Consider the following 14779-nt stretch of genomic DNA (forward strand, 5'->3'; position numbering starts at 1 on the left):
GTGGCTGACTTCAGGGGCACCATCTGGCGCCTGGGCGTTTTCCTGGCTGTCTGCCTGTTCGTCGCATTCCTGACGCTGACGATCTTCGGACAGTTTCGCTTTGGCGCGGGCAACAGCTACTACGCCGAGTTCAGCAACGTGTCCAACCTGAGGAACGGCACGATAGTGCGGATCGCGGGCGTCGAGGTCGGCAAGGTGGAGAACATCTCCATCAACCCGGATGCGACTGTGCGCGTGCAGTTTTTCGCCGAAAAGTCGGTCGTGCTCACGCAGGGCAGCAGGGCGGTGATCCGGTATGACAACCTGTTCGGCGACCGGTATCTGGCCCTGGAGGAAGGCACCGGCGGACTCAAGACGCTGAGTCCCGGGCAGACCATCCCACTGACTCACACGCAACCCGCGCTGGATCTGGACTCGGTGATCGGTGGCTTCAAGCCGCTGTTTCGGGCGCTGGACCCGCAGCAGGTCAACGACCTGACTCAGCAGTTGATCGAGGCGTTTGAGGGTCAGGGCCCCGCAATCGGGTCTTTCCTGCAGCAGGCCGCGGTTGTCACCAACACGTTGGCCGACCGCGATCTGCTGATCGGGCAGGTCATCGACAACCTCAACGTGGTGCTGGGGTCGTTGAGCGGGCAGAGCGAGCGGCTGGACAAAGCCGTGACATCACTTTCGGAGCTGATCGGCGGGCTGGCCGAACGCAGGACCGACATCTCCAACGCGGTGGCCTACACAAACGCCGCCACCGGTTCGCTCGCCGACCTGTTGACCCAAGCCCGGGCGCCGTTTCGAGAGGTGGTCGCGCAGACCGATCGGGTGGCGGGCATCGCCGTGGCTGACCACGAATATCTCGACAACCTGCTCAACACGCTGCCGGACAGATACCAGGCCCTCGTGCGGCAGGGCATGTACGGCGACTACTTCAGTTTCTACCTGTGCGATGTCGTGCTCAAGCTCAACGGCAAAGGGGGCCAGCCGGTGTACGTCAAAGTGGCCGGCCAGAGCACGGGGCGGTGCGCGCCCAAATGAAGTCATTCTCCGAACGCAGCCCCTTGGTCATCGGCACCGTCGGCGTCGTGACCGTTGCCGTGATGGTGCTGGCCGCGTTGCAGTACCAAAACCTGCCCTTCCTCAACTCGGGCAGGGAGTACTCGGCGTACTTCGCCGACGCCGGCGGGCTGAACACCGGTGCCGGCGTGGAGGTTTCCGGCTTCGTGGTGGGCAACGTCTCGGACATCGAACTCGACGAGACGGGTGTGCTCGTCACGTTCGAGATCGACACCGATGTGCGACTGGGGGACCGCACCGAGGCCGCGATCAAGACCAAGAGCCTGTTGGGCGCCAAGATCGTCGATGTGACGCCGCGCGGTAGCGGGCAGCTCGACGGCACCATTCCGCTCGACCGTACGGTTTCGCCCTACCAGCTGCCCGATGCCCTCGGTGACCTGGCCACCACGATCAGCGGCGTGAACACCGACCAGCTCTCGAACTCGCTGGCCACCTTGGCCCAGACCTTTTCGGGCACACCGGCGGATCTGAAGGATGCGGTGGCGGGCGTGGCGCGGTTTGCACAAGTGCTCGACACTCGCGATGCCGAATTGCGCAGGTTGCTGGACAACGCGGCCCAAGTGACGGGGGTGCTGGCCAAACGCACCGACAACATCGTGAGTCTGGTGAAAGACACCAATGCACTCCTGGCGGCGCTGCGGACGCAAAGCGCGGCATTGGACCAGATCTGGGCGAACATCTCGGCGGTCTCGCGACAGTTGCACGCGTTCATCGCCGAGAACCGTGAGCAGCTGCGGCCGGCGTTGGAAAAGCTCAACGGAGTGTTGGCGATAGTCGATGACCGCAAGGAGCGTGTGGCGCAGTCCATCAAACTGATCAACACGTATGTCATGTCTCTCGGTGAATCGCTTTCCTCCGGCCCGTTCTTCAAAGCCTATGTGGTCAACCTCTTTCCGGGTCAGTTCGTGCAACCGTTCGTCGACGCAGCGTTTTCGGATCTGGGGTTGGATCCGGCCACGCTGCTGCCCTCACAGCTGACGGACCCGCAGACCGGCCAACCGGGGACGCCCGCGTTGCCGGTGCCCTTCCCGCGGACCGGTCAGGGTGGGGAACCGAGATTGCATCTGCCCGACGCGATCACCGGCCAACCCGGCGATCAGGCGTGCGGGCCGCCGGGCATTGCGTTGCCTGGCCCCGGCTGCTACCCCTACCGCGAGCCGCCCCCGCCACCACCGCCCGGCGGCCCGCCACCGGGGCCGCCCGCGCTGCCGCCGCCGGCGATGGCCTCGGTGCCCGAGCCGACTCCAGCGCCGGTCTTCCTGCCGGCGCCGGGCGAGGCGCCGCCCCTCCAACCGGGAGCCCGGCCATGATGAGGTCGCCACGTACCGCGAGGCTCGTCTTGGCGGTGGTGCTTGTGCTGGTGTTGGGTGCGGGCCTGATCGTCGCGGCACGTATGCCCGCGCAGATCGCCCGGACGGTGGTGGTCGCCTACTTCGAGAACAGCACAGGGGTATTCGCCGGCGACCACGTGCTTGTTCGCGGTGTGCCCGTCGGCAAGATCGAATCGATCGAACCGCAGCCCGAGCGTTCCAAGATCACATTCTGGTTCGACGGCAGGTACCAGGTTCCTGCCGATGCCAAGGCCGTGATCCTGTCACCGCAGCTGGTAACCGGCCGCACCATCCAGCTCACGCCCCCGTACACCGGTGGACCGACGATGGCCGACGGCGCGGTGATTCCCGAGGACCGCACTGCGGTGCCTGTCGAATGGGACGACTTACGCGCGCAACTCGAGAGGCTGACTGACCTGCTCAAGCCCACCGGGCCCGATGGTGTGAGTACGTTGGGTGCACTCATCAACACCACCGCGGACAACCTGCGCGGCCAGGGCCCCTCGATCCGGGACACCATCATCAAACTGTCGCAGGCGGTTTCGATCCTCGGTGACCACAGCAACGACATCTTCGCCACGTTCAAGAACCTCTCGACGCTGGTATCTGCGCTGAGCGACAGCGCCGATCTGCTCGAATCGCTCAACCGCAACCTGGCGGAGGTGACGTCGCTGCTGGCCGACGATCCGAACAAAGTCGGTCAGGCATTCGAGGATCTCAACGCGGTCGTCGGCGACGTGCAGGACTTCGCCGCCGACAACACGGAGGCGATCGGTACGGCATCGGACAAGATGACCTCGATCACGCGCGTGCTGATAGAGAGCCTCGACGACATCAAACAAACGCTGCACATCGCCCCGACGGTGTTGCAGAACTACAACAACATCTACGAGCCGGCCAACGGTTCGTTGACCGGCGCCCTGGCCATCAACAACTTCGCGAACCCGATCTCGTTCCTGTGCGGTGCAATTCAGTCCGCATCCCGCCGCGGTGGTGAGCAATCGGCGAAACTGTGCGCGCAGTATTTGGCGCCCATCGTGAAGAACCGTCAATACAACTTCCCGCCGTTGGGAGAGAACCTGTTCGTCGGCGCGCAGACCCGGCCCAACGAAGTGACCTACAGCGAGCCCTGGCTGCGGCCCGACTACGTACCGCCTGCCGTCGATCCGCCGCCGGGCGTCCCCTTGGCCGCCGAAGCGTCGGCGCCTGACCCAGCAATCACCGCGCCGCTGGCCACGGACCCCACCCACGGTCTGCGGGGCTTGATGGTGCCTCCCGGAGGTGGCCCGTGACTCGGCGACGCTGGCAACATGTCGCGGCGAACGTGACGATGGTACTGATCGTGGCCGCGATACCCGGCTGCGGTTGGCGCGGGCTGAACTCACTGTCCCTGCCCGGCACCCAGGGCGCCGGCGCCGGTTCTTTCGTGATCCAGGCACAAATGCCTGACGTCAACAACATTGAGCCGAACTCGCGTGTGCGTGTCGCAGACGTCACGGTCGGCCATGTCACCAAAATCGAGCGCCAGGGCTGGCACGCGCTGCTGACCATGCGCCTGAACGGCGACGTCGACCTGCCCGCCAACGCGACTGCCAAGATCGGCACCACAAGTCTGCTGGGTTCCTTGCACATCGAGCTTGCGCCGCCGACGGGCGAAGCGCCACAAGGACGGCTGCGCGACGGATCGGTCATCCCGCTGCCGGACGGCGGCGCCTACCCGAGTACCGAGCAGACGTTGGCCGCGCTGTCGATGTTGCTCAATGGTGGTGGGCTGGGCCAGGTTCAGGACATCACCGAGGCATTTTCGACCGCGTTTCGGGGCCGCGAGCAGGACGTGCGGAGCTTGATCACGCAGCTGAGGGAATTCACCGGCCACCTCAACGACCAGACCGGCGACATCATCGCGGCCACCGAGAGCCTCAACCGCCTGGTCGGGAAATTCAGTGCACAGCAGCCGGTTCTGGACCGGGCACTGGCCACCGTCCCCGACGCGTTGGCGGTGCTCGCTTCCGAACGAGACAACTTGGTGCAGGCGGCCGATCAGCTCGGCAAGTTCAGCGCCCTGACCGTGGACACGGTGAATCAGACGAAGGAAAACCTCGTGAAGGAGTTGAGGCAAGTCGGCCCGGTGTTGGAGTCGCTGGCCAACGCCGGTCCCAGCCTGACGCGATCCCTGAGCTTGCTTGCCACCTTCCCGTTTCCGAACGAGACCTTCGAAAACTTTCAACGCGGTGACTATGCCAATTTGACCGCCATCGTCGACCTCACGCTCAGCCGTATCGACCAAGGGATCTTCACCGGCACTCGATGGGAGTGCGATCTGACCTGGCTCGAGTTGCAGTGGGGCCGCACCATCGGTCAGTTCCCCAGCCCCTGCTTGTCTGGTGGCCCGAACGGTCCCGGGAATCCCCTGACGATCCCTTATCGGTGGAATCAGGGCCGCTAGCATGCATTTGACCCGACGGGTAAGAATTCAGCTGGCCATCTTCACGATCGTTGCCCTTGCGACGGTGGCGGTGATGGCCCTGCACTTCATCAACCTGCCCGCCATGTTCGGCGTCGGCCGGTACACGGTGACGGTGGAACTGCCGAGATCCGGTGGGCTCTATGAATCGGGCAACGTGACCTATCGCGGCACCAAGGTCGGCCGGGTGGAATCGGTGCGTCTGACCGATACCGGCGTGGAAGCGGTGCTGTCGCTGCAATCCGGCATCGACATCCCCTCAGACCTCAAAGCCGAGGTGCACAGCCAATCCGCGGTCGGCGAATCCTATGTCCTGCTGTTGCCCCGTAACGGCACCTCGGCGCCGCTGAAGAACGGTGACGTGATCACCCTCGCTGACTCGTCGGTGCCGCCGGACGTCAACGCTCTGCTCGCCGCGGCGAACACCGGTCTGCAGGCCATACCCCGCGACGACCTCAAGACCGTGATCGACGAGGCCTACACGGCAGTCGGAGGGCTCGGCCCAGAACTGTCGCGTGTGATCGAAGGCGCATCCACGCTGGCGATCGACGCTCGCAAGAATCTCGATCCGCTGACCACGCTGATCGACAAGGCCGATCCGGTGTTGGATTCGCAGACGAACACCTCCGATGCGATCCAGGCGTGGGCGTCCCAGGTGGCCACGGTGACCGCCGAATTGAAGACCCACGACGAGGCAGTCGCCGGCGTCATCGTCAAAGGTGGCCCGGCGGCCGCGCAGGTGCGCCAACTGGTTGAGCGGCTGCAGCCCACCTTGCCGATCCTGATGGCCAACCTCGTCAGTGTCGGACAGGTCGCGCTCACCTATCAGAACGACATCGAACAAATCCTCGTGGTGTTTCCCCAATCCGTCGCAGCGAACCAGGCGGGCATTCTCGCCAACCTCAACACCAAACAGGACTACAAAGGCCAATACCTGAGCTTCAACCTGAACCTCAACCTGCCGCCACCCTGCACCACAGGGTTCTTGCCGGCCCAACAGCAGCGCGTCGCCGCGCTCGAGGACTATCCACAGCGGCCGCCCGGTGACCTCTATTGCCGGACCCCGCAGGATTCGCCGTTCAATGTGCGTGGCGCACGCAACATTCCGTGCGAAACGGTGCCGGGAAAACGCGCGCCCACGGTCAAGTTGTGCGAAAGCGACGAAACCTACATCCCGCTCAACGACGGATTCAACTGGAAGGGGGATCCCAACGCGACGCTGTCGGGCCAGCCCATTCCACAGTTGCCGCCAGAAGCTGCGCCGCCGCCGCCCGCAGCGCCACCGCCGATCGCTGCGGCCGAATACGATCCCGCGACCGGTAGCTATATCGGGCCGGACGGCCGCCGGTACACGCAATCGGATCTCGCCGAGGGCGCGCCCGACAAGACCTGGCAGACGATGCTGCTGCCACCGGGAGCCTGATCAGTCGGTCACGATGCGCAGTGCGCCCGACGGGCACATCCTGACGGCGTTGCGAACGATGCTCTCCTCGCCGGCGGACACATGATCGGAGGCGAGCATGACGATGCCGTCCTCGTCCTGATCGAAGGTCTTGTCGGCTGTCATCACGCAAACCCCTGCGGCCATGCAGATCTCGCGGTCGCCCGCGATTCTCATGCGGTGAACGCCTGCAGGGTCAGCGCCGAGTTCATGAAGTCGCGGAAGTAGAGCCAGCGACCGGCGCGCAGCGTGATGATGTGCGCGAACTCCGACTCCCATTCATATCCCGTGTCCAGGCGCCGGAACTTTTGGCGGCCCCACGTCGCCAGCTCGTCGCCCTGGGCGATGAACTTCCAGGCCTCCATCTCGGTGATGGCGATCGACTCCCCAACCCTGGTGAAGAACGTCACGGCCTCGTCGAAGCCACGGTAGTCACCGGCGTAGGGAATCCCGTCGGTTCCGTAGTAGGTGATGCGCACCTCGGGGTCCAGGAGATCCAGGGCGGTTTGGAGATCACCGGCGGGCACTGCGGCGTAGATGGCTTTCGTCGTCGCGATATTGGTTGACTCGTTGGGGGTCATGACAGGTGAAGGGGGAGACGGACATAGGCGTGGGTCAGCAGGCTCGCGGTCTGCTTGGTGCCGGGGTCGTCGGTAAGCGTGATCGTCTGATACCGATCGAGCACCGCGTTCACCACCGCCACGACTTCCAGGCGGGCAAGTGACGCGCCAAGGCAGAAGTGCAGACCGTGTCCCATCGACAGCTGCTGGCGGATGTTGGGCCGGTCCATGTCGAATCTGTTGGGGTCTGCAAAGACGTCTGGGTCTCGATTGGCGGACCCGAAAAACAGTGCCACCCAGTCGCCTTTGCGGATCAGCTTGCCGCCGACCTCGACATCGCGGGTGGCGATGCGAAACAGGCGTTGAGGCGGTCCGTCGACCCGCATCGCCTCTTCGACGAAGACGTTCACCAGTGTGCGATCGGCGCGCATCCGCGCGGTGATCTCGGGTTCACGCGCCATCGCATGCAGCAGATTGCCGATCAGGAACGTCGTGGTCTCACTGCCCGCCACCACCAGCGTCACACAGAACCGGACGATCTCCTCGGGGGTGAGCCGCTGCCCATCGACCGCGGCGCGCAGCAACGCGGAGATGAGGTCCTCCGCGTCCTCGACGTCGTCCGTGGGCGTGCGCTCCGCCAACCGCGCCGTGTGCTCGGCGAGCCGCGTGGCGAATGTCGTCACCATTTCCTCATTGCTCGCAATGCGCTCCTCGGGTGTGAGTGACGACGAGAGCATGAACGCGTTGGCCCATTTCTTGAATCGGACGTGGTCGCCGTCGGGCAAACCCAACAGCCGCACCATCGCGCGCGTGGGAATCTCGGCGGCGAACTCCATCACCTCGACGTCGCCGTCGCCGAGGTCGTCGAGCAGGCGTGGCACCAGTTCGTCCAGCCAGCCCTCCAGTCGCTTGACCCGGCGCGGTGAGAACGCCTGGCTGACCAGTTTCCGTTCGACCTCGTGCTTGGGCGGGTCGGTGTTGACGAGCATGAGACTCGGCGCCGACGACGCCTCCTGCAGGGGATCCCGCGACGAGAACGTCGCGCTATCCCTGGCTGCCTCGAAGATCTGGTCGTAGCGGAACAGCGCCCACGCTGTGACGGGTTCGTCGGCGCCGGGGATGGTTCCCGGCGGCCAGTCGCGGTAGCCGGGCACGGGCGACAGCGCGCGGAGCTGGTCATACAGCGGATACGGATTGGCGATGCCCTGGGGGGTGGTCAGCAGTTCGAGGGCCGAAACGGTCGTGGATGACATGGCAATTAGCCTCTGCCAGCCATCGGAGCAAATCGATCCCCCGATGGGGAGGACTCCTGCCCCCTTATGAGGTGAATTGCCGGTTCCGACCCCTTCCGGGCGCCGATCGGAGGACAGTCTCCATTGTGAGTGTTGTCAGCGAGAAATCCGATACGCCCGCGCTCGGAACGCTGATCGACGGTGATCACCCGGGCTGGGCGTCGCGCCCCGCCAAGGACACCGAGGCTGCGCGCCGTTACCGAGAGGCATTTGCGGGCTGCGAGATCGACCCGACCGAGGACCCCATCGCGGTGGTGGCAGAGGCGGTCGATGCCAAGGCGACCCTCGTGCGCAACGCGCTGGAGGGGCTCGGTGACGAGGACGCAATCAATGCGCTCGAAGCGGTGCTCGACCTGGCCTCACTCGAGCGCGAATTGATCGAGGACGGGGCACGGCGGCGTACCTTCGCGCTGTTGGCTGTGCAGGAGGCACTGAGCAAGCTGCGCGTCGTGGACGACGTCGCGAAGATCGTCGACCGTGCGCCACGCGAGCTCGTTGAGTCGTGTGGCTTCGATCGTGCCGTGCTCTTCCGCGTCCACGAGGGCCGGATGGTGATGGAGGCAGCCTATTTCGGCGACGACAGCGAAGGGGCCGAGAAGATGGTCACTTTCGCCCAGTCGGTGGCGCCCCCGCTGAATCACATGCTGCTCGAAACGCAGATGATCCGCCGCCGGGCCCCGGCGATTGTGCGTGATGCCCGCAACGATCCACGCGTCAATCGGCCGATCGTCGATTTCTCGCTGACTCATTCGTATGTGGCAGCACCGGTGATGCCGACCGGCAAGGTGATCGGGTTCCTGCACGCCGACCGGCTCTACTCGGGCCGTCTCGTCGACGAGATCGATCGAGACACGGTGTGGGCGTTCGCGGAAGGCTTCGGCTATGCGTACGAACGCACCGTCCTCCTCGAGCGCATGCGCCGTCAGCGCGCAGAGGTCAGGCGTGCGTTGGCGTCTGCGGACGAGGCGGCCCGTGCGCTGCAGGACGCGGATTTGGACCTCGCCAAGATCGAGCCGGTCGAACGCAGCCCGGCGGCGCAGTCGCTCGCCGAGGTGCAGACGCGGGTGATGGCGATCCTGACCCGACGCGAAATCGAGGTCCTTCGTCTGATGGCGGCCGGCCGCACCAATCAGCAGATCGCCGACGAACTCGTGATCTCCGCGGGCACGGTGAAGTCCCACGTCAAACGAGTGCTGCGAAAGCTGCACGCCACCAACCGCGCCGAGGCGGCCTCGGCGTACGTGCGGCTGGCCAGTGTGCCGGCCCTCGGCGGCTAGCGGGGGTCCATTCCGGCCGCTCGGTACGCGGCGTCGACGTAAGCCATGTTCTCCACCGCGTCGGTGTTGTCCACCGGCAGTGGTGCGCCGTGCAGGACGTGCGCGGCGAACGCCTCCAGTTGATAGGTGTAGGACGTGCGCGTGCCCAGCTGTTCGACGGTGGTGCCGACAGGAGTCCGAATGGTGACCCGATCGTCCGCCTGAGGTTTGATGAAGTTGTGCACCAGGACATCTCCTTCAGTGCCGAAGATCTGGATAGTGAACGAGTAACTCTCGCCCACCATGGAGTTGATGCTCAAGCCCGTTGCGCCGCTGGGGAAGGTGAGCTCGATGTCGAACCGTGCGTCGATTCCCGCACTGTGCTCCTTCGCCCTCGCTCGCACAATCGACGGACGCCCCAGCTGGCGAATGACGTGTAGCCCGTAGCAGCCGAGGTCCATCAACGCGCCGCCGGCCAACTCGAGCGACCACCTCGGATCCCCGACGGCAGGCTCGGGCATCGTCATGCGGACCTCGACATGTGTGATGTCACCGAGGGTGCCGTCACCCGCGAGCTCCAAGGCTCGCCGCGTCACGGGGTGGTACAGGTAATGGAAGGCCTCCACCACAGGGACACCCGCACTCTCGGCGGCCTCGGCGACCTTCTCTGCCTCAATCCGGTTGCGGGCGAACGGCTTTTCGGTAAGCACCGGTTTGCCCGCCGCAACCGCCGCGAGATTCCACGGCGCATGCAGTGCGTTCGCCAACGGGTTGTAGACGACGTCGACCTCGGGGTCGTTGATCACGTCCCGGTACGACGGCACGACGCGCTCAACGCCGTACTTGTCGGCGAACACCTGCGCGCGCTGCGGATCGCGCGCGGCCACCGCGACCAGTCGGTGCCCCAGCTCGTGTGCGGGCCCGACGATCGCAGGTTCGGCGATGCGGGAAGCCCCGAGCACGCCGATGCGCAGGCTCACACGCTCACGCGGCCGCTGACGTCGTGCATGAAAGCCACGCTGGTCCGCACGTCGCGTACGGGTCCCTCGTCGGCGGGCTCACCGTCGAGGATCGTGTCCTGTTCCATGACGAACCAGCCGTCGAATCCGTTGGCGCCCAGTGCAGTCACGATGCCCGCGATATCGACGTCGCCCGCGCCCAGCGGCGTGTACATGCCGGCGCGCACCGCCTCGGTATAGGTGAGTTCCCCGGCCTGAACGCGAGCGGCGAGCGCCGCATCGACGTCCTTGAGATGCGCGTGCGCGATCCTGCCGGGTACCTGCAGTGTCAGGGCAAGGGGATCCGTCCCGCCGATCAGCAGATGACCGGTGTCCAGACACAGCTTGATGGTCGAACCCTGCAGCACTCGGTCGACGTCGCCGCGGGTCTCGACCATGGTCCCGACGTGTGGATGCAAGACGGCGAGTACACCGCGGTCGGCGGCCGCAGCGGTGAGTCGGTCGAGATTGGCCAACAGCGTGGTCCATTGGCTGTCGTCGAGCGTCGGCCTCGAGTCATAGCCGTCGGCACCCGTCGCCGCAGCGAGCACGAGAACGTCGGCGTCACATGCGATCAGCGCGTCTAGCGGACCCTGGATATCGGCGAGCGGGTCGTAACCGGGGTCGTGCAACAGCACCGGTACGAACATGCCGACACAGCTGAGACCGTTCGACGCGAGCAGTGCGGTCAACTGCTCGGGGTCCGATGGCAGGAAGCCCTCGGGGCCCAACTCGGTGGCGGACAGGCCGACATCCCGCATCTCGGTGAGTACCCGTTCGGCGCTGAGCTGGTGACCCCAGCCGGGCACCTCGCACACGCCCCACGAAATCGGTGCACCGGCGATCTTCAGGGATTTCATCGTGATCTCACTTCCTCGATGCTGACCGGCACGCGGCGCTGCAACGACTCGGTGGCCGCTTCGGCCAGCCACGCGACCTCGACCGCGTCGGCCACCGTGCATGCCGGGGCGGCGTTTCCGTTGACCACCTCCACGAACGCGCTGAGCTCCGCACGGAACGCCTCGGTGAAGCGGTCCATGAAGAAGTGGTGCGCCGGTCCCTCGGGAAAGCTGTTGCCGGGGTCGACATTTCGTACCGGAACTCCCTGATCCCAGCCGGCAACCACCGTGTCGTGGAAGCCGTGCACTTCGAGGCGGCAGTCGTAACCGTGTGCGTTGTAGCGCGCGGCCGACACCACGCCGAGCGTGCCGCCTTCGAAGGTGACGACCACGGCGGCGGTGTCCACATCGCCGAACTCGGAGAACTTCGGGTCTCCTTGGACGCTGCCGGTGGCGTACACCTCGACCGCCTGCTGACCGGTGATCCAGCGGATCACGTCGAAATCGTGCACGGCGCAGTCGCGGAAGATGCCACCCGAACCGGCGATGTAATCCATCGGCGGGGGAGCCGGGTCCATCGTCGTGCTGCGCACGGTGTGCAGGGCGCCCAGCGAGCCGTCGTCGACCGCCCGCTTGGCCGCCGCGAAGGCGGCGTCGAACCGCCGCTGATATCCGACCTGGACCGGCACACCCGACCGCGCGATCACGTCGGCAACCCGCGCGCTCTCGAGTGCCGTCGAGGCGATCGGCTTCTCGCAGAACGTGGGCAGGCCGCGCTCGACTGCGGCCAGCGTCAGCTCGGCATGTGCGGGTGTCGCGGCGGACACGACGACCCCGTCCACGCCGGACGCCAACAGGGCATCGACCGAATCAACGCCTTTCACACCGTGTTTGGCGGCGACGGCCGCGACGACGTCGGTCCGCTCGTCGGTGATGACCAACCCGTCGATGCTGTCGAGGCCCGAGAGGGTTTCGGTGTGGAACGCGCCGATTCGGCCCAGTCCGATGACGCCGAGCGTGGTCATGGCATTCTCCGTTCTTGTTGGGCGCGCAGTACGACGTCGAGTTCGTCCGCGCTGAGGTTCGAGTCCAGCGCCGCCAGCACCGAGTCGACCTGACTCGGTGGGGCGAGGCTGCCGATGGGTTGATCGCTGTCGAGGTTGGTGGGGAACGCGTAGCCCTCCGCGGTGGCGACCACCGCATTGTGTAGTTCGCGCTGCGGGCGTCCGGCAGCCTTCATCGCCAGCAGTGCGGGGTAGATCGCGCGGACCATCGCCGTGCGGTCCAGCGCCTCCATCGCCCGGCCGAACGGCGAGGACACCTGGAGCAGGTTCGCGATCCGGCGGATGTCACCCGAAACATTAGTTCCCGCACCGTGATACAGCGCCGGGTTGAAGAACACCGCATCGCCCTTGTTCAGCGGCAGCTGCACGTGATGGTCGGCGAAGTACTCCACGAAGTCGGGCCGATTGAACGCGATGTAGCCGCCCGCGAACCGCTGCGAATGCGGCAGCAGCATCGTGGGGCCGCTTTCCACCGGCATATCGCAGTGGGCGACGGCGCCCTGCAGCGTGAGCACCGGTGAGGTCCGGTGCAGATGCGCCGGATACTGCGCAAGGTGCTCGTCGGGGACGAAGCCGAGGTGATAGTCGCGGTGCGGAACCTGGGCGTTGCCACCGGGATTGACGACGTTCACCTGCGAGGTGACCTGGTAGCGGGGACCCAGCCAGGCCTGGCAGACGATGGCGAGGGTGTCGTTCGCGTAGTACTCGGCAAACACATCCGGCGCGTGCAGCGCGAGTTTCTGGGCGGCGTTCCAGATCCGGTCGTTGGCGCCGGGCCTGCCGAAGTGGTCGCCCGCGGCCGTGCCCGCCTCGCGCTGAGCGGCGATGATCGCGAAGAAGCCCTCGTTCGCGCGGTCGACGAGGTCGGGGGAGAAGGCGTTTTCGAACAGCACGACGCCCGGCCCGTCGGCGAGCGCGCGGATCAACTCCGCCTGCACCTCGCGCCGGTTGCCGCCGGCCACCGCGGCCGCCGAGTACACCAGCACGTTGCTCCGCACATCGGTGGCGTTCGGGTAGTCGGCGCGTTCGGTGTCGCAGAGCACCTGTGTCCGGAAGTCGTCGATCCGGCATTCGGACTCGCCGATCCACGGCGGGTCTGTGGTCCTCACTGATGCGGTCATGCCAGTTAGTCTTGCTGTGACAGTCGCCGCAATCAACGCCAGAAATCCATCAAAAACACCTCAGGGAAATCGATGCCGCACCGCTACAAGGTCCGCGAGATCGCCCAGCAGTCGGGGCTGAGCGAGGCGACTGTCGATCGCGTCCTCAACCAACGGCCCGGCGTCCGCGCGAACACCAGGGCCGAAGTCGAGCAGGCGATCGCGGATCTCGACAAGCAGCGGGCCCAGCTGCGCCTCAACGGCCGCCGCTACCTCATCGACGTCGTGATGCAGACGCCGGAGCGGTTCTCCGATGCGTTTCGCGCAGCCATCGAGGCCGAGCTGCCCGCCTTCGCGCCCGCCGCGCTGCGCGCCCGCTTCCATCTGTGGGAGTCCGGGTCACCCGAACAGATGGTGGAGGCGCTCGGCCGTATCAAGGGCAGCCACGGCGTCGTGCTCAAGGCCCAGGACGACCCAGCGGTGGTCGAGGCCGTCGACCGCCTGGTCGAAGGGGGTGTGCCGGTGGTGACGTATACGACCGACATTCCCGCGAGCGCGCGCTGTGCGTACGTGGGCATCGACAACCACGGTGCCGGGGTGACGGCGGCCTATCTGATGCGGGAATGGCTGGGGTCGGCGCCGTCGGACATCCTCATCACGCTGAGCCGCGCGGTGTTCCGCGGCGAGGGTGAGCGCGAGGTCGGCTTCCGCTCGGCGATGCGCGGTACTGGCCGCACGATCGTGGAAGTCAGCGAAAGCGACGGGCTGGATTCGACGAACGAGCGGTTGGTTCTCCAGGCGCTCGAGCGCCATCCAGACGTCGGAGCGGTCTACTCGGTCGGGGGTGGCAACACCGCGACGATCGCGGCCTTCGAACGATTAGGGCGGGTGTGCAGGGTTTTCGTTGCCCATGATCTGGACGTCGACAACAGACAGCTCCTGCGTGACGGGCGCATCTCGGTCGTCCTGCACAACGATCTTCGCGCCGACGCGCGGCTGGCGATGCGGCTGATTCTCCAACAGCAGGGCGCGTTGCCGGTCGAGCCGGCGCGCCCGGTGCCGATCCAGGTCATCACGCCCTACAACTTGCCGCCCTAGGGGACGCGCGAGTGCTAGCAGCGGGCTACTGATCGGTAGCAATTTCCTTATTAATGACACTGAGTGCCACGTGACGCAAAACACATTTTTGTCTCGCCGCGGGCATCGGTATACGCGCTGATCAGCGCGTTCGCGTGGTGGTTACCTGTGGGTACCCCGCGAGTCGCGTGAAGGGCCACCTAAGAGAAGTGCCATAATCGGTACTGCCAGTGACATCAATTTTCTGTGGACGTCCAACGACGGCGCGACGCTTGCACCGCGACTCCGAGGA

14 protein-coding genes are annotated in these 14779 nt (G+C 65.7%); 7 read left to right on the plus strand and 7 right to left on the minus strand.

Going from position 1 to position 14779, the window contains the following annotated elements; genetic code table 11:
- Genes BST47_RS08925 through BST47_RS08945 form a run of 5 tightly spaced genes read left to right on the plus strand, consistent with a single transcriptional unit; the run spans position 1 to position 6283 of the window.
- Entirely contained in the window at positions 1 to 1026 is a 1026-nt protein-coding gene (locus BST47_RS08925) for a virulence factor Mce family protein (RefSeq protein WP_107528914.1), read from the plus strand.
- Positions 1023 to 2375 carry an MCE family protein gene (locus tag BST47_RS08930; RefSeq protein WP_083125509.1) on the plus strand — a complete coding sequence of 451 codons (1353 nt, stop codon included), beginning with the start codon at positions 1023 to 1025 and terminating at the stop codon, positions 2373 to 2375. The genes BST47_RS08925 and BST47_RS08930 overlap by 4 nt, the downstream gene beginning before the upstream one ends.
- A complete protein-coding gene (locus BST47_RS08935; RefSeq protein WP_083125182.1) occupies positions 2372 to 3688 on the plus strand; it encodes a virulence factor Mce family protein in 1317 nt (438 codons plus the stop codon). The genes BST47_RS08930 and BST47_RS08935 overlap by 4 nt, the downstream gene beginning before the upstream one ends.
- Positions 3689 to 3726: 38 nt before the next feature.
- Positions 3727 to 4842, plus strand: a complete 1116-nt coding sequence (locus BST47_RS08940; RefSeq protein ID WP_083125507.1) for a virulence factor Mce family protein — start codon at positions 3727 to 3729, stop codon at positions 4840 to 4842.
- A 1-nt stretch (position 4843) separates the two neighbouring features.
- Positions 4844 to 6283 carry an MCE family protein gene (locus BST47_RS08945; protein WP_083125183.1) on the plus strand — a complete coding sequence of 480 codons (1440 nt, stop codon included), beginning with the start codon at positions 4844 to 4846 and terminating at the stop codon, positions 6281 to 6283.
- Here BST47_RS08945 and BST47_RS08950 read toward each other — a convergent pair whose 3' ends face one another.
- From BST47_RS08950 to BST47_RS08960, 3 genes are read right to left on the minus strand one after another with little or no spacing between them, the layout of a single operon-like run.
- Positions 6284 to 6478 (minus strand): ferredoxin, encoded by a 195-nt coding sequence (locus BST47_RS08950; RefSeq protein ID WP_083125184.1) that lies wholly within the window; start codon positions 6476 to 6478, stop codon positions 6284 to 6286.
- Positions 6475 to 6882 (minus strand): nuclear transport factor 2 family protein, encoded by a 408-nt coding sequence (locus BST47_RS08955; protein WP_083125185.1) that lies wholly within the window; start codon positions 6880 to 6882, stop codon positions 6475 to 6477. Before BST47_RS08955 ends, BST47_RS08950 begins: the two co-directional genes overlap by 4 nt.
- Positions 6879 to 8114, minus strand: a complete 1236-nt coding sequence (locus BST47_RS08960; RefSeq protein WP_083125186.1) for a cytochrome P450 — start codon at positions 8112 to 8114, stop codon at positions 6879 to 6881. The genes BST47_RS08955 and BST47_RS08960 overlap by 4 nt, the downstream gene beginning before the upstream one ends.
- A 125-nt stretch (positions 8115 to 8239) precedes the next feature.
- On the opposite strand from BST47_RS08960, the gene BST47_RS08965 reads away from it, so the two are divergent.
- Positions 8240 to 9430 (plus strand): LuxR C-terminal-related transcriptional regulator, encoded by a 1191-nt coding sequence (locus BST47_RS08965; RefSeq protein ID WP_207568575.1) that lies wholly within the window; start codon positions 8240 to 8242, stop codon positions 9428 to 9430.
- Here the strand turns inward: BST47_RS08965 and BST47_RS08970 are convergent.
- Genes BST47_RS08970 through BST47_RS08985 form a run of 4 tightly spaced genes read right to left on the minus strand, consistent with a single transcriptional unit; the run spans position 9427 to position 13431 of the window.
- Positions 9427 to 10389: a Gfo/Idh/MocA family protein gene (locus tag BST47_RS08970; protein WP_083125187.1), complete on the minus strand. Its 963-nt coding sequence runs from the start codon at positions 10387 to 10389 to the stop codon at positions 9427 to 9429. The genes BST47_RS08965 and BST47_RS08970 overlap by 4 nt on opposite strands.
- Entirely contained in the window at positions 10386 to 11267 is an 882-nt protein-coding gene (locus tag BST47_RS08975; RefSeq protein WP_083125188.1) for a sugar phosphate isomerase/epimerase family protein, read from the minus strand. Before BST47_RS08975 ends, BST47_RS08970 begins: the two co-directional genes overlap by 4 nt.
- Positions 11264 to 12271, minus strand: a complete 1008-nt coding sequence (locus tag BST47_RS08980; protein WP_083125189.1) for a Gfo/Idh/MocA family protein — start codon at positions 12269 to 12271, stop codon at positions 11264 to 11266. Before BST47_RS08980 ends, BST47_RS08975 begins: the two co-directional genes overlap by 4 nt.
- Entirely contained in the window at positions 12268 to 13431 is a 1164-nt protein-coding gene (locus tag BST47_RS08985; protein WP_207568576.1) for a phytanoyl-CoA dioxygenase family protein, read from the minus strand. Before BST47_RS08985 ends, BST47_RS08980 begins: the two co-directional genes overlap by 4 nt.
- Positions 13432 to 13503: 72 nt before the next feature.
- Between BST47_RS08985 and BST47_RS08990 the strand changes: the two genes are divergently transcribed.
- Positions 13504 to 14508, plus strand: a complete 1005-nt coding sequence (locus tag BST47_RS08990; protein WP_083125191.1) for a LacI family DNA-binding transcriptional regulator — start codon at positions 13504 to 13506, stop codon at positions 14506 to 14508.
- Positions 14509 to 14779: the final 271 nt, after the last annotated feature.

Source organism: Mycolicibacterium tusciae (assembly GCF_002086795.1).
GTDB lineage: Bacteria > Actinomycetota > Actinomycetes > Mycobacteriales > Mycobacteriaceae > Mycobacterium > Mycobacterium tusciae.